At 63.3% G+C, this 13,922-nt stretch carries 12 protein-coding genes; 5 read left to right on the top strand and 7 right to left on the bottom strand.

Features of this window, described 5'->3' with window-relative positions; translation table 11 throughout:
* Window positions 1-142 precede the first annotated feature (142 nt).
* From VGN72_07130 to tsaD, 3 genes are all read left to right on the top strand, one after another.
* Window positions 143-931: an alpha/beta fold hydrolase gene (locus VGN72_07130; protein ID HEV7299121.1), complete on the top strand. Its 789-nt coding sequence runs from the start codon at window positions 143-145 to the stop codon at window positions 929-931.
* A 225-nt stretch (window positions 932-1,156) separates the two neighbouring features.
* Window positions 1,157-2,500: a S41 family peptidase gene (locus VGN72_07125; protein ID HEV7299120.1), complete on the top strand. Its 1,344-nt coding sequence runs from the start codon at window positions 1,157-1,159 to the stop codon at window positions 2,498-2,500.
* A gap of 170 nt (window positions 2,501-2,670) precedes the next feature.
* The gene (gene tsaD / locus VGN72_07120; GenBank protein HEV7299119.1) at window positions 2,671-3,690 is read left to right on the top strand and encodes a tRNA (adenosine(37)-N6)-threonylcarbamoyltransferase complex transferase subunit TsaD; all 1,020 of its coding nucleotides are present in this window, start codon (window positions 2,671-2,673) and stop codon (window positions 3,688-3,690) included.
* Between the two features lie 24 nt (window positions 3,691-3,714).
* On the opposite strand, the gene VGN72_07115 is transcribed toward tsaD, so the two are convergent.
* The 6 genes from VGN72_07115 to VGN72_07090 form a co-directional block, all read right to left on the bottom strand.
* Window positions 3,715-4,173 (bottom strand): DUF192 domain-containing protein, encoded by a 459-nt coding sequence (locus tag VGN72_07115; GenBank protein ID HEV7299118.1) that lies wholly within the window; start codon window positions 4,171-4,173, stop codon window positions 3,715-3,717.
* The gene (locus VGN72_07110) at window positions 4,170-4,526 is read right to left on the bottom strand and encodes a hypothetical protein (protein ID HEV7299117.1); all 357 of its coding nucleotides are present in this window, start codon (window positions 4,524-4,526) and stop codon (window positions 4,170-4,172) included. The genes VGN72_07115 and VGN72_07110 overlap by 4 nt, the downstream gene beginning before the upstream one ends.
* A gap of 203 nt (window positions 4,527-4,729) precedes the next feature.
* A complete protein-coding gene (locus VGN72_07105; GenBank protein HEV7299116.1) occupies window positions 4,730-6,130 on the bottom strand; it encodes a UDPGP type 1 family protein in 1,401 nt (466 codons plus the stop codon).
* Between the two features lie 231 nt (window positions 6,131-6,361).
* Complete coding sequence (locus tag VGN72_07100; GenBank protein HEV7299115.1) at window positions 6,362-7,480, bottom strand: PIN domain-containing protein; 1,119 nt, start codon at window positions 7,478-7,480, stop codon at window positions 6,362-6,364.
* Window positions 7,481-7,634: 154 nt separating this feature from the next.
* Window positions 7,635-8,588 (bottom strand): undecaprenyl-diphosphate phosphatase, encoded by a 954-nt coding sequence (locus VGN72_07095; GenBank protein HEV7299114.1) that lies wholly within the window; start codon window positions 8,586-8,588, stop codon window positions 7,635-7,637.
* The gene (locus VGN72_07090; GenBank protein ID HEV7299113.1) at window positions 8,585-9,301 is read right to left on the bottom strand and encodes a CDP-alcohol phosphatidyltransferase family protein; all 717 of its coding nucleotides are present in this window, start codon (window positions 9,299-9,301) and stop codon (window positions 8,585-8,587) included. The genes VGN72_07095 and VGN72_07090 overlap by 4 nt, the downstream gene beginning before the upstream one ends.
* Window positions 9,302-9,598: 297 nt before the next feature.
* Between VGN72_07090 and VGN72_07085 the strand changes: the two genes are divergently transcribed.
* A complete protein-coding gene (locus VGN72_07085; GenBank protein ID HEV7299112.1) occupies window positions 9,599-10,753 on the top strand; it encodes a rhomboid family intramembrane serine protease in 1,155 nt (384 codons plus the stop codon).
* Window positions 10,754-10,828: 75 nt separating this feature from the next.
* Window positions 10,829-12,235, top strand: coding sequence for a YihY/virulence factor BrkB family protein (locus tag VGN72_07080; protein ID HEV7299111.1), 1,407 nt, complete (start codon window positions 10,829-10,831; stop codon window positions 12,233-12,235).
* Between the two features lie 162 nt (window positions 12,236-12,397).
* Here VGN72_07080 and VGN72_07075 read toward each other — a convergent pair whose 3' ends face one another.
* On the bottom strand, window positions 12,398-13,831 hold the full coding sequence (locus VGN72_07075; GenBank protein ID HEV7299110.1) for a sigma 54-interacting transcriptional regulator: 1,434 nt from the start codon (window positions 13,829-13,831) through the stop codon (window positions 12,398-12,400).
* Between the last annotated feature and the right edge of the window lie 91 nt (window positions 13,832-13,922).

The following is a 13,922-nucleotide window of genomic DNA, read 5'->3' as shown; positions in this document are numbered from 1 at the left end:
CAACGCAACCTTCCCCGGGCAAAATTCGATTTTGCTCGGGCAAGAATGGACTTCGCGGGCGTAACGTTGGCATCTTCACTCGGCATTCCAGCGTTCAGTTGTGTTATTACAGGACCGTCAGTCGGTTTCAGGAGGTGAGGTCATGGCCAGTCAGACACCGGCAATCTCACGGGCGTTCGACGATGTGGGCAGCGGTGCCGCCTTGGTGTTGCTGCACGGTTTTCCGCTGGATCGACGCATCTGGTCGCATCAGGTGGCGAAGCTATCGGGCTCGATGCGCGTCATCGCGCCCGATCTGCGCGGCTTCGGCGAGAACACGGATGAAGGTCCGTTTTCGCTCGACGAACTCGCCGACGACGTGAAACGGCTGATCGATTCGCTGGGGCTGGATAAGGTCGTCCTTGCCGGACTTTCAATGGGCGGTTACGTGGCGGCCGCGTTCGCGGTGCGGTATCCGCAGTCGCTGCGCGGCTTGATCCTGATCGACACGAAAACCGAGGCCGACACGCCCGAAGGCAAGGCGGGGCGCGACAAGATGATCGCGCTGGCCAACGAAAAGGGCAGCGCCGCCGTCGCGGAACAGATGCTGCCGAAGATGCTGGCCCCAGAGGCGCTGAACGCCAACGGCCCGGCCGTCGCGCAACTACGGCAGATGATGGAGGCCTGCCCACCGGCCACCATTGCCCACGCCCTGGCCGCGATGCGCGAGCGCCCCGACCGCACCGCCGACCTCGTCCGGCTCGCGGTGCCGACGCTGATCGTCGTCGGCCAGCACGACGCCATCATCCCACCCGCCACCGCCGCCGCGCTGGCGAGTAAGATCCCCGGCGCCCGCGCACACGAGGTCGCTGGGGCCGGTCACATGGCGCCGTTCGAATCGCCGCAGGACGTGAACGGCGCGATACGCGATTTCGTTACCCCGCTTGTATGAGCAGTTCCTGGTCCTCTCGTCGGTACGCCCGGAGGGTGATTTCGGAATGACCAACACCCAAGTCCGAATGACCAATGAATGACCAAGCACCAATGACCAATGAGGACCGCCTTCTGTTGGTCATTGGTTATTGAGGCTTCATTGGTCATTGGGATTTGGGCATTGGTCATTTCCCCCAAAGCAGCATCGTTTCCCCCGTCATCCTTCCCTGCATACAATCCCGGCATGAATCGTGAACGCTTCGCATGGACGGTGGCCGCGTTGTTCATCTGTGCCCTGGCCTTTCGGCTGCCCGGCACGTTCGCACAGCGGGATGACGACTACGCCTTCGTGCGCACGCTGGTCGATGTCGAACGGCAGGTGGCGGCCAACTACGTCGAACCGGTTGACGCAGGCCAACTCCGCCAGGCGGCGATCGATGGCATGCTGGCCAACCTGGACCCCTACAGCGTCTACGTGCCGCCGGCCCAGCAGGAGCAGTTCGACCGCATGCTCGAGGGCAGCTTCACCGGCGTCGGCATCCTCGTCGACGCACGCGAGGATGGCGCCGTCGAGGTCGTCAGCCCCGTCGAGGGCAGCCCGGCGTTCAAGGCCGGCGTGCAGGCGGGCGACGTGATCGTGAAGGTGGATGGGGAGTCCGTTCAGGGCCTGCGCGTCAACGAGGTGACCAAGCGCATCGGCGGCAAGGTCGGCACCGACGTGAAGCTGACCGTCCGCCATCCGAGCGGCGAAGAGGTTGAGCTGACGATCACGCGGCAGGAGATCCGCGTGCCCACCGTAAAGGGCTACAAGCGCCGCGCCGGCGACAACAGCTGGGACTACTTCGTCTCGAACGACCCGAAGATCGCGTACGTGCGTCTCACGCAGTTCACCAACGAGACCTACGCCGACTTCACGAAGGCCGTGACCACTGCGCTCAACGATGGCGCGAAGGGACTGATCCTCGATTTGCGCTACAACCCCGGCGGGCTGCTGGAACAGGCGAAGCTGGTGGTCGATTTGTTCGTGAAGGAAGGAGCGATCGTCTCCACGAAGGGCCGCAACCGCACGGAGGAAGTTCTGTACGCGGTGGACGAGGGCACGCTCGGCGAGTTCCCGATGATCGTGCTGGTGAACGAACACAGCGCCAGCGCTGCTGAGATTGTCGCGGGCGCGTTGAAGGATCACGGGCGCGCGACGGTGATCGGCACGCGCACGTACGGCAAGGGGAGCGTGCAGGAACTGATCCCCCTCGACGAGCGCGGCGGCGAGCTGAAGCTGACGACCGCGTACTACTACCTGCCGAGCGGCCGGCTTGTGCATCGCAAGAAGGATGCGACGGATTGGGGCGTCGAGCCGCATATTAAGGTCGAACTGGACGAGGAGACGAGCCGCTTCGTCGAACGCAGCCTGGCCAATGCCGAGCTGTTCCATCGCCCAGCCGCCACACAACCGACGACGCGCGCGACCACGACGGCCAGCACGCAGGAGATCGATGCCCAACTGGAGACCGCCGTGACAACGCTCGTCGGCCGACTGGTGCTGCGTGATCAGAAGCCCGCGACCACGACGACCGCACCGGCCCAATAAGCGTCGACCGGCAGCTCTGGCCCCTCTCCCGGTACTCCGGGGGAGGCTGGGTGGGGGTGGTTTGCTATATTCCGGCAATCGCCAGCAGTTCAAATCACCCTCACCCAACCTCTCCCATGAGTACATGGGAGAGGGGCCGGAGCGCGTTCCGCTGTGCATGAAAGGTTCTCATGCCCCTGATCCTCGGCATCGAATCCACTTGCGATGAAACCGCCGCCGCGGTGGTGGCGGACGGCGCGCGCGTGTTGAGCAACGTGGTCGCGACGCAGGTGGAACTGCACGCGCGGTATCGCGGGGTGGTGCCGGAGATCGCCAGCCGGGCGCATATCGAGAACATCCTGCCGGTGGTCCAGGACGCGCTGGCGGCTGCCAATTGTGGCTTGGCGGAGGTGGATGCGGTCGCGGTTGCGCATCGGCCGGGACTGGTGGGCTCGCTGCTGGTCGGTGTGACCGCGGCGAAGACGCTGGCGTGGGCCGCGGGGAAGCCGCTCATCGCGATCGATCACGTCCACGCGCACCTGTACAGCGTGCTGCTGGACCAAGCGGTCGACGTGCGGTTTCCGGCGGTGGGATTGGTCTGCAGTGGTGGGCACACGGCGTTGTACGCGATCGACAGTTGGCGCGAGGTTCGCCTGATCGGCGCGACGATCGACGACGCCGTCGGTGAAGCCTACGACAAGGTCGCCGCGACGCTCGGGCTGGCCTATCCGGGTGGCCCGATTCTGGATCGGCTGGCGGCGGCGGGGGACCCGAAGCGTTTTCAGTTCCCGCGCACCACGCTTGGCCGGGACTCGCTCGACTTTTCGTTCAGCGGCATCAAGACCGCGCTGCTGTACCACGTGCGCGGCGTGCCGGGCAAACCCCCGCGAACGTCGCCACCGGATGAACAGGAGATCGACGACATCGCCGCGGGCTTTCAGGCGGCGTGCGTCGCGGTGCTGACGGAGAAGATCCGCCGGGCGGCCCGGCAGGTCGGCGCGCGCTCGATCGTGGTCGGCGGTGGCGTCAGCGCCAACGCCGGCCTGCGGGCTGCCCTGGCGCGATTCCCACTGCCGGTCTTCTTCCCGTTGCTGAAGTACTGCACCGACAACGCCGCCATGTCCGCCGGGTTGGCCGCGGTGGCGCATCAGCATGGGGACGCGGCGGGGTTGGACCTGGACGCGGTGACGTACAGCAGGTTCGCGCGGTAGCCCGCCGTCCTGCGCGGAGTGAAGTTACTCCACCTCGCGCGCCACCGCGGGAATCTTCACGACGTGCCCGACGCGCACGCCGCTCTTGTCGGCGGCGCCTTCATTTAGTTCGATCGCGAACCGCGCGGGAAACCAGCTGCTGATCGAGGTTTCATCGAACGGCTTCAGTTGGCGGATCGAGACGATCGTGCCGACGGAGTCGAGGTAGAGGATGTCGAGCGGGATCTTCGTGTTCTTCATCCAGAAGGCGCGTTCGCGCTCGTCGGGGAAGACGAAGATCATGCCGTGGTTGGGCGGCATGGAATCGCGATGCATCAGGCCCTGTTGCCGCTCGGCGTCGTCGTTGGCGATCTCGAGTTGGAACGTCTGCTGGCCGATGCGCACCGGCACGGTCGGCAGGGCGGTCGGCGCGGCATCGTTGCAGCCGGTCAGCAGCAGCAGCCAGAGCAAGGCGGGCAGGCAGAATTTGCAAAGAGCGGTCACTGTATTTTATCCCGTTCCAGTCGTGCTCGCCGGCGCAGGCGGGCGGTCCATGTGAGGTCGATGAGGGCCAGGACGACGAGGATCAGGATCAACAGCGCCACGGCCAGCCAGACCAGCACGAACGTGTCGGCCCGGCCGCGCAGGTTGTCGAGATCGAAGCCCCAGAAGCCGATGAAGAAGCAGGCGCCCAATGCCAGCATGCAGAGCCCGGCCATGCGCCGCAAAAGGATGCGCCGCTGGTTCAGCCGTTCGTTTTCAAACTCGCCAAGCCGGTGGGCCGCCCGCGAGTAGAAAAGGTAGTGCCACCCCGCGATCGCGACGAGCAACGCGAAGATGGCCGACAGCACGTGCACGAAAGCATTGTATGCCGCGGAGGGCCTTCGACCCACCCTTAGACCGATGGGACGCGCTCCGGCTCCTCTCCCGGTACTCCGGGGGAGGCTGGGTGGGGGTGATTCGTTCTTCCGAGAGTCGTCAGTAGTTCGGATCACCCTCACCTAACCTCTCCCGAAGCATGCGGGAGAGGGACCGGAAAGAGCATGACCACGGACGCCTGCTATTCCAAATACACGTTCTGCCACCCCTTCACCGAGATCGACGATGCCCTCTGGGCCAACTGTTGCTGGTTGGCGGCGAACAGGGGCGAGATCTCGATCGCGGCGTCCGGTTCGCCGTACTTCTGCGGCACCTCGACACCGGATTCGATCAGCCACCGGGCAGCGCGGCGGCTCTGGTCGCGGCGACTGGTGGCGGGGCTGTCGACGCCATCCGCGTTCTTCACCGGGCTGAATTCCTCGGCACGTTCGGTCGTGTAGACGATCGCGTTCTTCGCCAGCGGGATCGCGTCGAACACGAACTGCTCCAGCTTCACGGCGTTCGGCTTCTCGGGCTTCACCACGTTGCCGCTGGCGTCGACGAACGGCACCTTCTTTTCCGCGCGGTGCCATGGCAACTTCAGTTGACCATCGGCATTCAGCGCTTCTACGAAGCTGACGCGCAGCGCGTGGATGCCGATCGAACCGGTGTTGAACTTCAGCGAACCGTCCGCGTTCGTCTGCACCGCCAGCGATTCAGGCAGGTCGCTGTACTCGATCACCTGCGTCTTGCCGTCGCCAATGACGAAGTTGCCGACCTTTTCGAGTGCGTTGGCCTTGGGGATGGCCTTGGAGCTCATCTCCGAGCCGGTGAGGTCGTGCAGGCCGATGAAGAGCGGGTCGATGACGTGGACGAGCGGGTTGTCGACCTGAAAGTAGGAGAGGTGTTCCACGCCGCGCTTGCGCATGTCGGCTAGCGCGCCCGTCTTGGCCAACGCCCGCAAGCTGCCACCGTGCCCGTCGGCCGACAGCGCCAGCGAGTCCTTCTCGGCCAGCAGCATCGTGCCGTCGAACGCGAAGGCGGGCATCATGCCCTGAACGAAGAAGACGACGTTGGCGCGATCAAGGCCGAAGTAGTCGTGTTTCTCGAAGAAGGCCTTCGTGGCGGCGTCGTTGGTGTCGCTGGTCATGATGTACCAAGGGATCGCCTTGCTGAACTCGCGGCCGTGCGCGATCAACTGCTCGGCGAATACCTGGAACAACGGCTTGTCCTTTACCGGCGTCACGGGGTACTCGCCCTTGGGCCCGTCGTAGCCCAGCCGCGTGCCTTGGCCGCCGGCGACCAGGAACGCGGCGACCTTACCCGCACGCAGCAGCTCGCGGCCGCGTCGTTCGGCGTCGGCGTACAGGCCGCGGTGCTTGGCGTCGGGCTTGTTCGGATATGCGGTGACCGGCTTGATCTCCTTCGGCAGATCCAGCGCCGCCTTCGTCTTCACCTGCGTCTCGGCCAGGTGCTTGACGTACTGCGGATCAAGTGCTTCCAACTGGCTCGTGAGCTTCTGCTTGCCGGCAGCGTCAAGCGAGTCGAAAAAGCGGAACACCTGATCTTGGCCGATGGCGGAAAGGCTGTCGCGGAGGGTCATAGGTGCGTGATGCTAATGTCGCGCGTGGGGCGTTGGCAACGGGTGAAGCAGCGGCGAGCGGAGAGAGGGTGGACGTTGCGTCCGTGGCATGGCGTCCTGCCAATGCGTGTAGATCGAATAGAAGATGTAATTGGTGGCAGCCAGCTTCGACCGAGCCCCTGCCACCAAGTGGATTATTCGGCTTCATCACATGCATGGGCGGGACGCCATGCAACGGGAAGGAACTGCCGTTCATCGCGCCGCGGGACCGGGGTTGGCGGCGGCTTCACCGCGGCCGCGCGAGCGCGGTTGCGGGCGGCTGCTTGCGCTGCCGCCACCGCCACTCGTGTAACCCTCGTTCAATCGGCCGAAGATCATCTTGCCGGCACTGGTCTGCAGCGCGCTGGTAACGGTGATCTCCACCTCTTCGTTCACGTGCTGGCGGCCCTGTTCGACGACGACCATCGTGCCGTCTTCCAAATAGCCCACGCCCTGGCCGGCTTCTTCGCCGGGCTTCACGAGGCGCAGGATCATCTTCTCGCCCGGCAGCACCACGGGTTTGAGCGCGTTGGCCAGGTCGTTGATGTTGATGACGTCCACACCGCGGAGCTGGGCGACCTTGTTCAGGTTGAAGTCGTTGGTGAGCACGCGCGCGTTCAGGTCTTTAGCCAGGTTCAGCAGTCGCGTATCGACCGGGGCGTCCTTTTCCTCTTCCCGTACTGACGAATCGTAAAGCACCACCGACACCCGGCTGCTGCCTTGCAGCTTGGCCAGCACGTCCAGCCCGCGCCGGCCACGGTTGCGCTTCAGCTTGTCGCCACTGTCGGCAACCTGGTGCAACTCGAGCAGCACGAAGCGCGGCACGATCAGCTGGCTCTCGAGGATGCCGGTGGCGCAGATGTCACCGATGCGCCCGTCGATCAGCACGCTCGTGTCGAGCAGGATCGGGCGGGCGCCCTTGGTTTGCTTGGAGAACTCGACGAAGGGGATGATGAAGCGGAAGTCGTCCTTCGTCTGCATGATGAAGCTGATCGACAGGTAGCACGCGGTCACGCCGATTACCAGGTTGAAGAACTGCGTCAGCACTTCGCGATGCTGCATCAGGCCGCGCGGCAGGTATTGGTCGACCAGCAACTGCACGACGAAGCTCAGCGCGTACGCCAGCACCAACCCCACGACCAGCCCGAGGAACGTGCCGGAAAAGACCGCCAGCTTCTTGCGCGGCGCGAGGATATCGATGCAGACGACGATGACGCCCACAACCAACGTCGCAGCGGGAATCAGCCAGTTCCACTCGCCTTCAATGCCGAGGCGAAACCCGGTTTGCTGAAGGAAGAACATGCCCACGCCAAAAATGACGAGGATGAACAAGGCCCGGAGGATATGTAAGACCATTCTGCAGACCCCACGAAATGATCTTATGACTATATGGGCAAACGCAGTGAGCGTCCAACGTTATGTTCGGAATCGGTCCCGTATGCCGCGCGGAGATGCCGGTCGTGCAGGCGGCGCTAATTTGTAACGCTTACAGCGCCCTTGCCCAGATCAACACTACAACGCCCACGACGATTCGGTAGATCGCGAACGGCGTAAACCCGTGTTTGCGCACCCACGCCATGAACCATGCAATAACCGCCCAGGCGACGAAGAAGGAGACGACGAACCCAACCGCCAGCACGCCCCATCGGTGGCCCGTCATGATGAGGGTTTCTCCCTCGTCGGACCCACGCCCCATGATCGCCTGCAGCAGCTTGAAGCCGGTGGCAGCGAACATGACCGGGATCGACAGGAAGAACGAAAACTCGAGCGCCGAGGTACGCGTGAGACCGGCGACCTGACCGGCGGCGATGGTGGCCATCGATCGGCTGACCCCGGGAAACGCCGCCGCGAGGATTTGGGCGGCGCCGATGAAGATCGCCTGCCACCAGTTCATCGTGTCCATCGTGTGACCTGCGTGCCCGCTTGCCACTGTCGAGTCATCGACCGGGGCAGGGGTGTGCGCAGCGTCTTGAGGCGGTGTGGCGGTCGCGGTGACGGCGGCAGCCGCCCGCTCTTCTCGGCGGCCGTAGATGACGTCCACCACCCACATCACGATGCCACCGATCAGCAGCGACCAGCCGATGACCTGCATGTTCTCAAGGTTCTTACCGATCGTCTTATCCAGCAGGTACGCCGGTCCCGCGGTGACCAGGAAGGCGCCGATCACCAGCGTCAGCGGGTGCGTGAAGGCCGTCCGCTGGCCACCCTTACCGGTGGGGAACGACCGTACGAAGTCGGTAATGCGTGGCCAGAAGTAGACAACCACCGCCAGCACCGCGCCCAGTTGGATGACGACCGAGTACATCTTCCAGTACGGATCGTCCAGCGGTTGGTTGAACAGCGCCGAGGCCAGCCGTAGGTGCGCAGTGGAGCTGACGGGTAGGAATTCGGTCAGGCCTTCGATGATGCCGAGAATGACGGAGATCAGGTAGTCGTTCACGGTGCCTTGTCCTGGGGTGCAACGGTCGCCGGTGCCGCGTCAACTGATGAACCCCCGGACTGCAAGGACTGTCGGTACATCGCCACGGCCCGCTGCACGTATTCCACACCGCTGTACAGCGTGATGAGCACCGTTCCCCAGATCCCGATGTCCCGCAGTACCGTAGCGACCGTTTCGGTGCGGGTGTAATCGTGGTCGCGTAGCCAGGGCAACGCGGTCACGTAGACTAGAATCGCCAGCACAGTGCCCGACTGAAAGGCCAGCTTGAACTTGCCGATCCAAGCGGCGCCGAAGCTGGCGCCGGCGCTTTCCACCAGCCCGCGCAGGCTGGTGACGAGCAATTCCCGGCCGAGCATCAAAACGACCATGCCCGGCGCAACGCCGGTGATCGTAGTCACTACAAACGAATCGGCACGATCGGATTCAGGAATGATGAAGTTTTTGCCCGCGAAGAAGATGAACGCCCCGAGCACCAGAATTTTGTCCGCAAACGGGTCCACCACCCGCCCAAACGCGCTGCTGACGTTCCACTTGCGCGCGAGGTGACCGTCGAGGTAGTCCGTCACCAGCGCGATCACATAAACCACAAATGCGATGCCGAGCAGGCCAGGATCACCACGTCCTTCGTACTGATAAAAGCTAAGCAAAACGAAGAACATCGCCGCCAGGACCAGGCGGAAACCGGTGAGAGCATTGGGAACGTGACGCTGCATGAGCGGCGGCATTGTACGTGCGGGCGGCGATGGGGGAAGTGGCCCACCCATGGTGAGCCGTCCACCCCGCATGGAAAACGTCTCACCATGCATGGTGAGCGGTCCACCACGCCTGGAACTCGACCCACCACGCACGGTCGGCCGTCCACCATGCACGGAAAATGGCCCACCACGCATGGTCAGCCGTCCGCCATGCACGGAAAATGGCCTGCCAAGCGGGATCAGCGCTGGCCTGCGGTTCCCACTTCCTCGTTCCAACTTCCCACTTTCATTCCGCTGCCCTAAGATTCGCCACCCATGTTCCTCCCGATTCGGACCGACAGCCCGCTTCGTTACACGCCCTACATGAACTGGGCGATCATCGCGCTCAACATCGTCGCGTACGTGTTGCAGCAGCAATTGGGGTATGGGCGCTGGGGGGCGTACATGATCTGGCCCACCAATCCGGAAGTGCCCAGCTTCGTCAGCTACGCGTTCATGCACGATGGGTTCATGCACCTGTTCGGCAACATGCTGTTCCTCTACATTTTCGGGAACAACGTGAACGACAAGATGGGCCATGTCGGCTATCTGGGCTTTTACCTGTCGGCGGCCGTCGTTTCGGGCATCGGACACATGATGACCTCGATGGCGCCGGTGCTGGGGGCCAGCGGGGCAGTCAGCGCCGTTACGGGGGCGTACCTGGTGCTGTTCCCGCGGTCGAGCATCACGATCATCTACTTCTTCTTTTTGATCGGGTCGATCGAGATCCCGTCGATGTACTTCATCCTGCTGTACTTCCTGAAGGACCTCGTCGGCTTCTCGGGCATGACGGGCAACGTGGCGTACGGCGCGCACATCGCCGGGACGATTTTCGGCTTCCTGCTCTGCCTGGGGCTGCTGGCCGTACACTTGCTCCCGCGCGACCAGTTCGACGTGCTGGCGCTGTTCGGCCGGTGGAACAAGCGCCGGCAGTACCGCGACATGGTCTCGCAGGGATTCGACCCGTTCGCGCCGACGACGAAGGTCGACCCCCGCAAGCCTGCGGCCCCGCCCGACCCGCGCACGCTGCGCATCGCCGAACTGCGCGCCGAGGCCGCCAACGCGATATCCAAGCACGATCTGCCAACCGCGGCCAAGATCTATCTGGAACTGAAGAACCTCGACGAGACCCAGGTGCTCGCCCGCCAGGCGCAGCTGGACGTTGCCAACCAGCTCGCCAGCCAGCAACTGTTCACCGAGGCCGCCGACGCCTACGAGCGGTTCCTGAAGGCCTACCCCAACTTCGAGCAGATCGAGCAGGTCGAGCTGATGCTCGGCCTCGTTTACGCCCGCTACCTCAACCGCTACGACCAGGCCAAGCTGCACCTCGTCCGCGCCATCGCCCGCCTGCACGGCGAGCGCCAGCTGGCGATGGCCAAGGGGGAACTGGCCCGCATCGAACCGCTCATCAGGGTCATCGGCGCTCGCTAGCGGCCAGCCCCGTACCTCCGCACCCGCCACGCCCGGCACGCGCCTTGCACAGTCCGCTGTGCAAGGAGCTTGAACATGGCGCAAATGACCAAGAACGACGTTTGGCCGATGGTGAAAGAGGCCGGCGTCGACTGGATGGACGACAAGGCGTCCAAGCTGGCGGCGGCGTTGGCGTACTACACGGTGATCTCGCTGGCACCGTTGGTCATCATCACGATCAAAATTGTCGGCTGGGTTTACAGAGATCATCCCGAAGCCGCCGTCGAGAAACAGGCCAACGATCTTACCGGTGGCATGGCGGGTGAGACGATCGGTCAGATCATCAAGAATGCCGGCGAGCAAGGCGCTGGCTTCTTCGCAACCATCATCAGCATCATTATCGTCCTCGTGTCGGCCAGCGCGGTCTTCGCAGAGCTTCAGGACTCGCTCAACACCATCTGGGAAGTGAAGCCAAAACCGAACCGCGGCATCTGGGGGACGATCAAAGACCGGTTCCTGTCGATGGCGATGGTGCTGGCGATCGCGTTTCTCTTCATTATTTCGTTGGCCGTCAGCACAGCCATCGGTGCGGTATCCGGTGGGATCATGGAAAGTACAATTGGTTCGGACAACATCGTCACGAAGGTCATAGTAGTCACGATCGATCTGGTCATCTCAACAGCGGTCGTAACGGTCCTTTTCGCCGCGATCTACAAATTTCTACCGGACGTGAACATCGCATGGCGGGACGTTTGGGTCGGTGCGCTGCTGACTGGCATTCTCTTCCAACTCGGCAAGTACGCCTTAACGATCTACTTCAACGTGAGCGCACCCGCCTCCGCCTACGGTGCCGCGGGGTCACTGATCGCCCTGTTGATCTGGCTGTACTACTCGGCACAAATCCTGTTCTTCGGTGCCGAGGTCACGCAGGTTTACGCCCGCAAGTTCGGTAGCGGCATCAACCCGACCGAGAACGCGATGCCCGTCACCGACGCCGAGCGCGCCAACCGCGGCCAGGCCCCCGGCGCCACGACGGCCAAGGCCCCACAGCAACTGCCATCGCCCGCCCGGCCCGTCGCCCTTCGCCCGGGTATGGGTAGTGTGAAAGATCCAGACATGAAGCGCCCGCTGATCTTCGGCGGTGGAGGTATCGCCGCGGGACTACTCTTGGGAGCCGCGGGCGCATACGCGATGAAGCGGTCGAACAAGCCCGGCCGCCGGGCGGTCGCTGCGGTTGATCTGGACCATCGTCTCGATGCGGTCGAGGAGCGGATGCTGCACATCAAGGGCCTGTATGACACCGCCTATAACTTGAATCGTCCGAAGCCGGTCAAGGTTGAGGTGCCGGTGGAGAAGATCGTGGAAGTTTCCAAACCCGTCCCCGTGCCCCAGCCGCCCCCGACGCTGAGCTGGAGTACCGCGTTGCACAATGCGGTCTGGAAGCACCCGAAGCTGTGGCCAATCGCCAAGGCGATGCAGTTGTACAAGCTGACGACGCGGTAATGGGTTGTTTAGCGAGATACTGACAATGGGTCATCCTGAGGTACTCCGAAGGATCTATTCCGTCCAACGTACGAATACGGGGGGAGATCCTTCGGAGTACCTCAGGATGACGATCGAGAACCAGAGAACCGAACGAGCCGGACGACGGCCCCCCAAGAGCACCTACTTCTTGAAATACGTCTTCCCCTTCGAGTTGAACTTGCTCAACCGGTTGTTGACGTACAGCCCTTCCAGCAGGAACTCGCCCACGCTGGCTAGCGTCGCGACGTCGCTGCCGTTCAGCTGCATTTCCTTCGCCAGACCACTGGCCGCCTGCGGCAGGCCCTTGATGGCCTTCATGTTCGCGACGAACTCCTCGGCGCTCAGGTCGTCGCCGGCGGGGAAGGTCAGGTTGCCCTTGAATTGCTCGCTGATCAGTTCGTACTCGTCCAGATCAGCGTAGCGGTTGAAGACCGTCTTCACGGCCTCGCCGACGAGACTTTTGATCAGCTTGTCCTCGGCGGCGTCCTCCTCGGCGAGCGTCATCTCGATCTTGCCGCGACAGCTGGCCACCAGCGCGTTCAGGTCGCATACGCGAGGCATGACGCGCGACTCGCCGGTCAGGATCCCTCGCCGTTCGGCGTTGCTGACGGCGACCTCCATGTTCGCGATGCTCGTGCGGACGCTCACGCCCGACGCCTGACTGACATGTGGGCTATGGCGAGCCAGCCGAACCACCTCTTCGACCGTCTCGGCCATAAAGCCGGGCATTTCAACCTTCACGCCGCTCGATGAACTGTCACCACTGCGGTCCAGCCACGCGTTGTCCTCGACGATCTGGATGCCCTCGGCGACCGTCTCGGGATAGTGCGTGCGAATGACGCTGCCGATGCGGTCCTTCAACGGCGTCACGATCCGGCCGCGGTTCGTGTAGTCTTCCGGGTTGGCGCTAAAGACGAGGCAGACGTCCAGATCCAGCCGAATCGGATAGCCGCGAATCTGAATGTCGCGCTCTTCCAGCACGTTGAACAGGCCCACCTGAATGCGGGGCGCAAGGTCAGGCAGTTCGTTGATTGCAAAGATGCCGCGATTGCTGCGCGGGATCAGGCCGAAGTGCATCGTCGTCTCGTCCGACAGGTATCGGCCCTCCGCGTGCTTCACCAGGTCGATCTCACCGATCAGGTCGGCGATCGTCACATCTGGTGTCGCCAGCTTCTCGCTGTAGCGGTTCGAGCGGTGCACCCATTCGATCTTCGTGTCGTCCCCTTGCTCGGCGATCATGCGCTTGCCGGTCTTGGTCGTCGGCGCGATCGGGTCATCGTTGATCTCGGTGCCGGCCAGCACGGGGATCCACTCGTCCAGCAGCGACGGCAACGCCCGCAGGATGCGCGTCTTGGCCTGGCCGCGCAAACCGAGGAACAGCAAGTCGTGCTTGGCGAGGATGCCGTTAACGACCTGAGGAATGACCGAATCGCGATACCCGACGATGCCGGGGAACAGCTCCTCACCCGCCTTCAGCTTGGCGATCAAATTACGGCGGAGCTCGTCTTTGACGGAGACGGGTTGATATCCAGTGGCCTTCAACTGGCCCAGCGTTGCAGGAGAGGGGTGTGCCATCGTGCGCAACTATAGGCGGGGGAGTGGTGCGGATTCTATTTTCTTCCAATGGCGGGGGATCAAAGGCGAACCACGGAGACGCGGAGGACGC

The organism is Tepidisphaeraceae bacterium, assembly GCA_035998445.1.
Classification (GTDB): Bacteria; Planctomycetota; Phycisphaerae; order Tepidisphaerales; family Tepidisphaeraceae; genus DASYHQ01.
The sequence above is the reverse complement of the archived record's forward strand: the minus strand, read 5'-3'. Positions and strand labels throughout refer to the sequence as shown.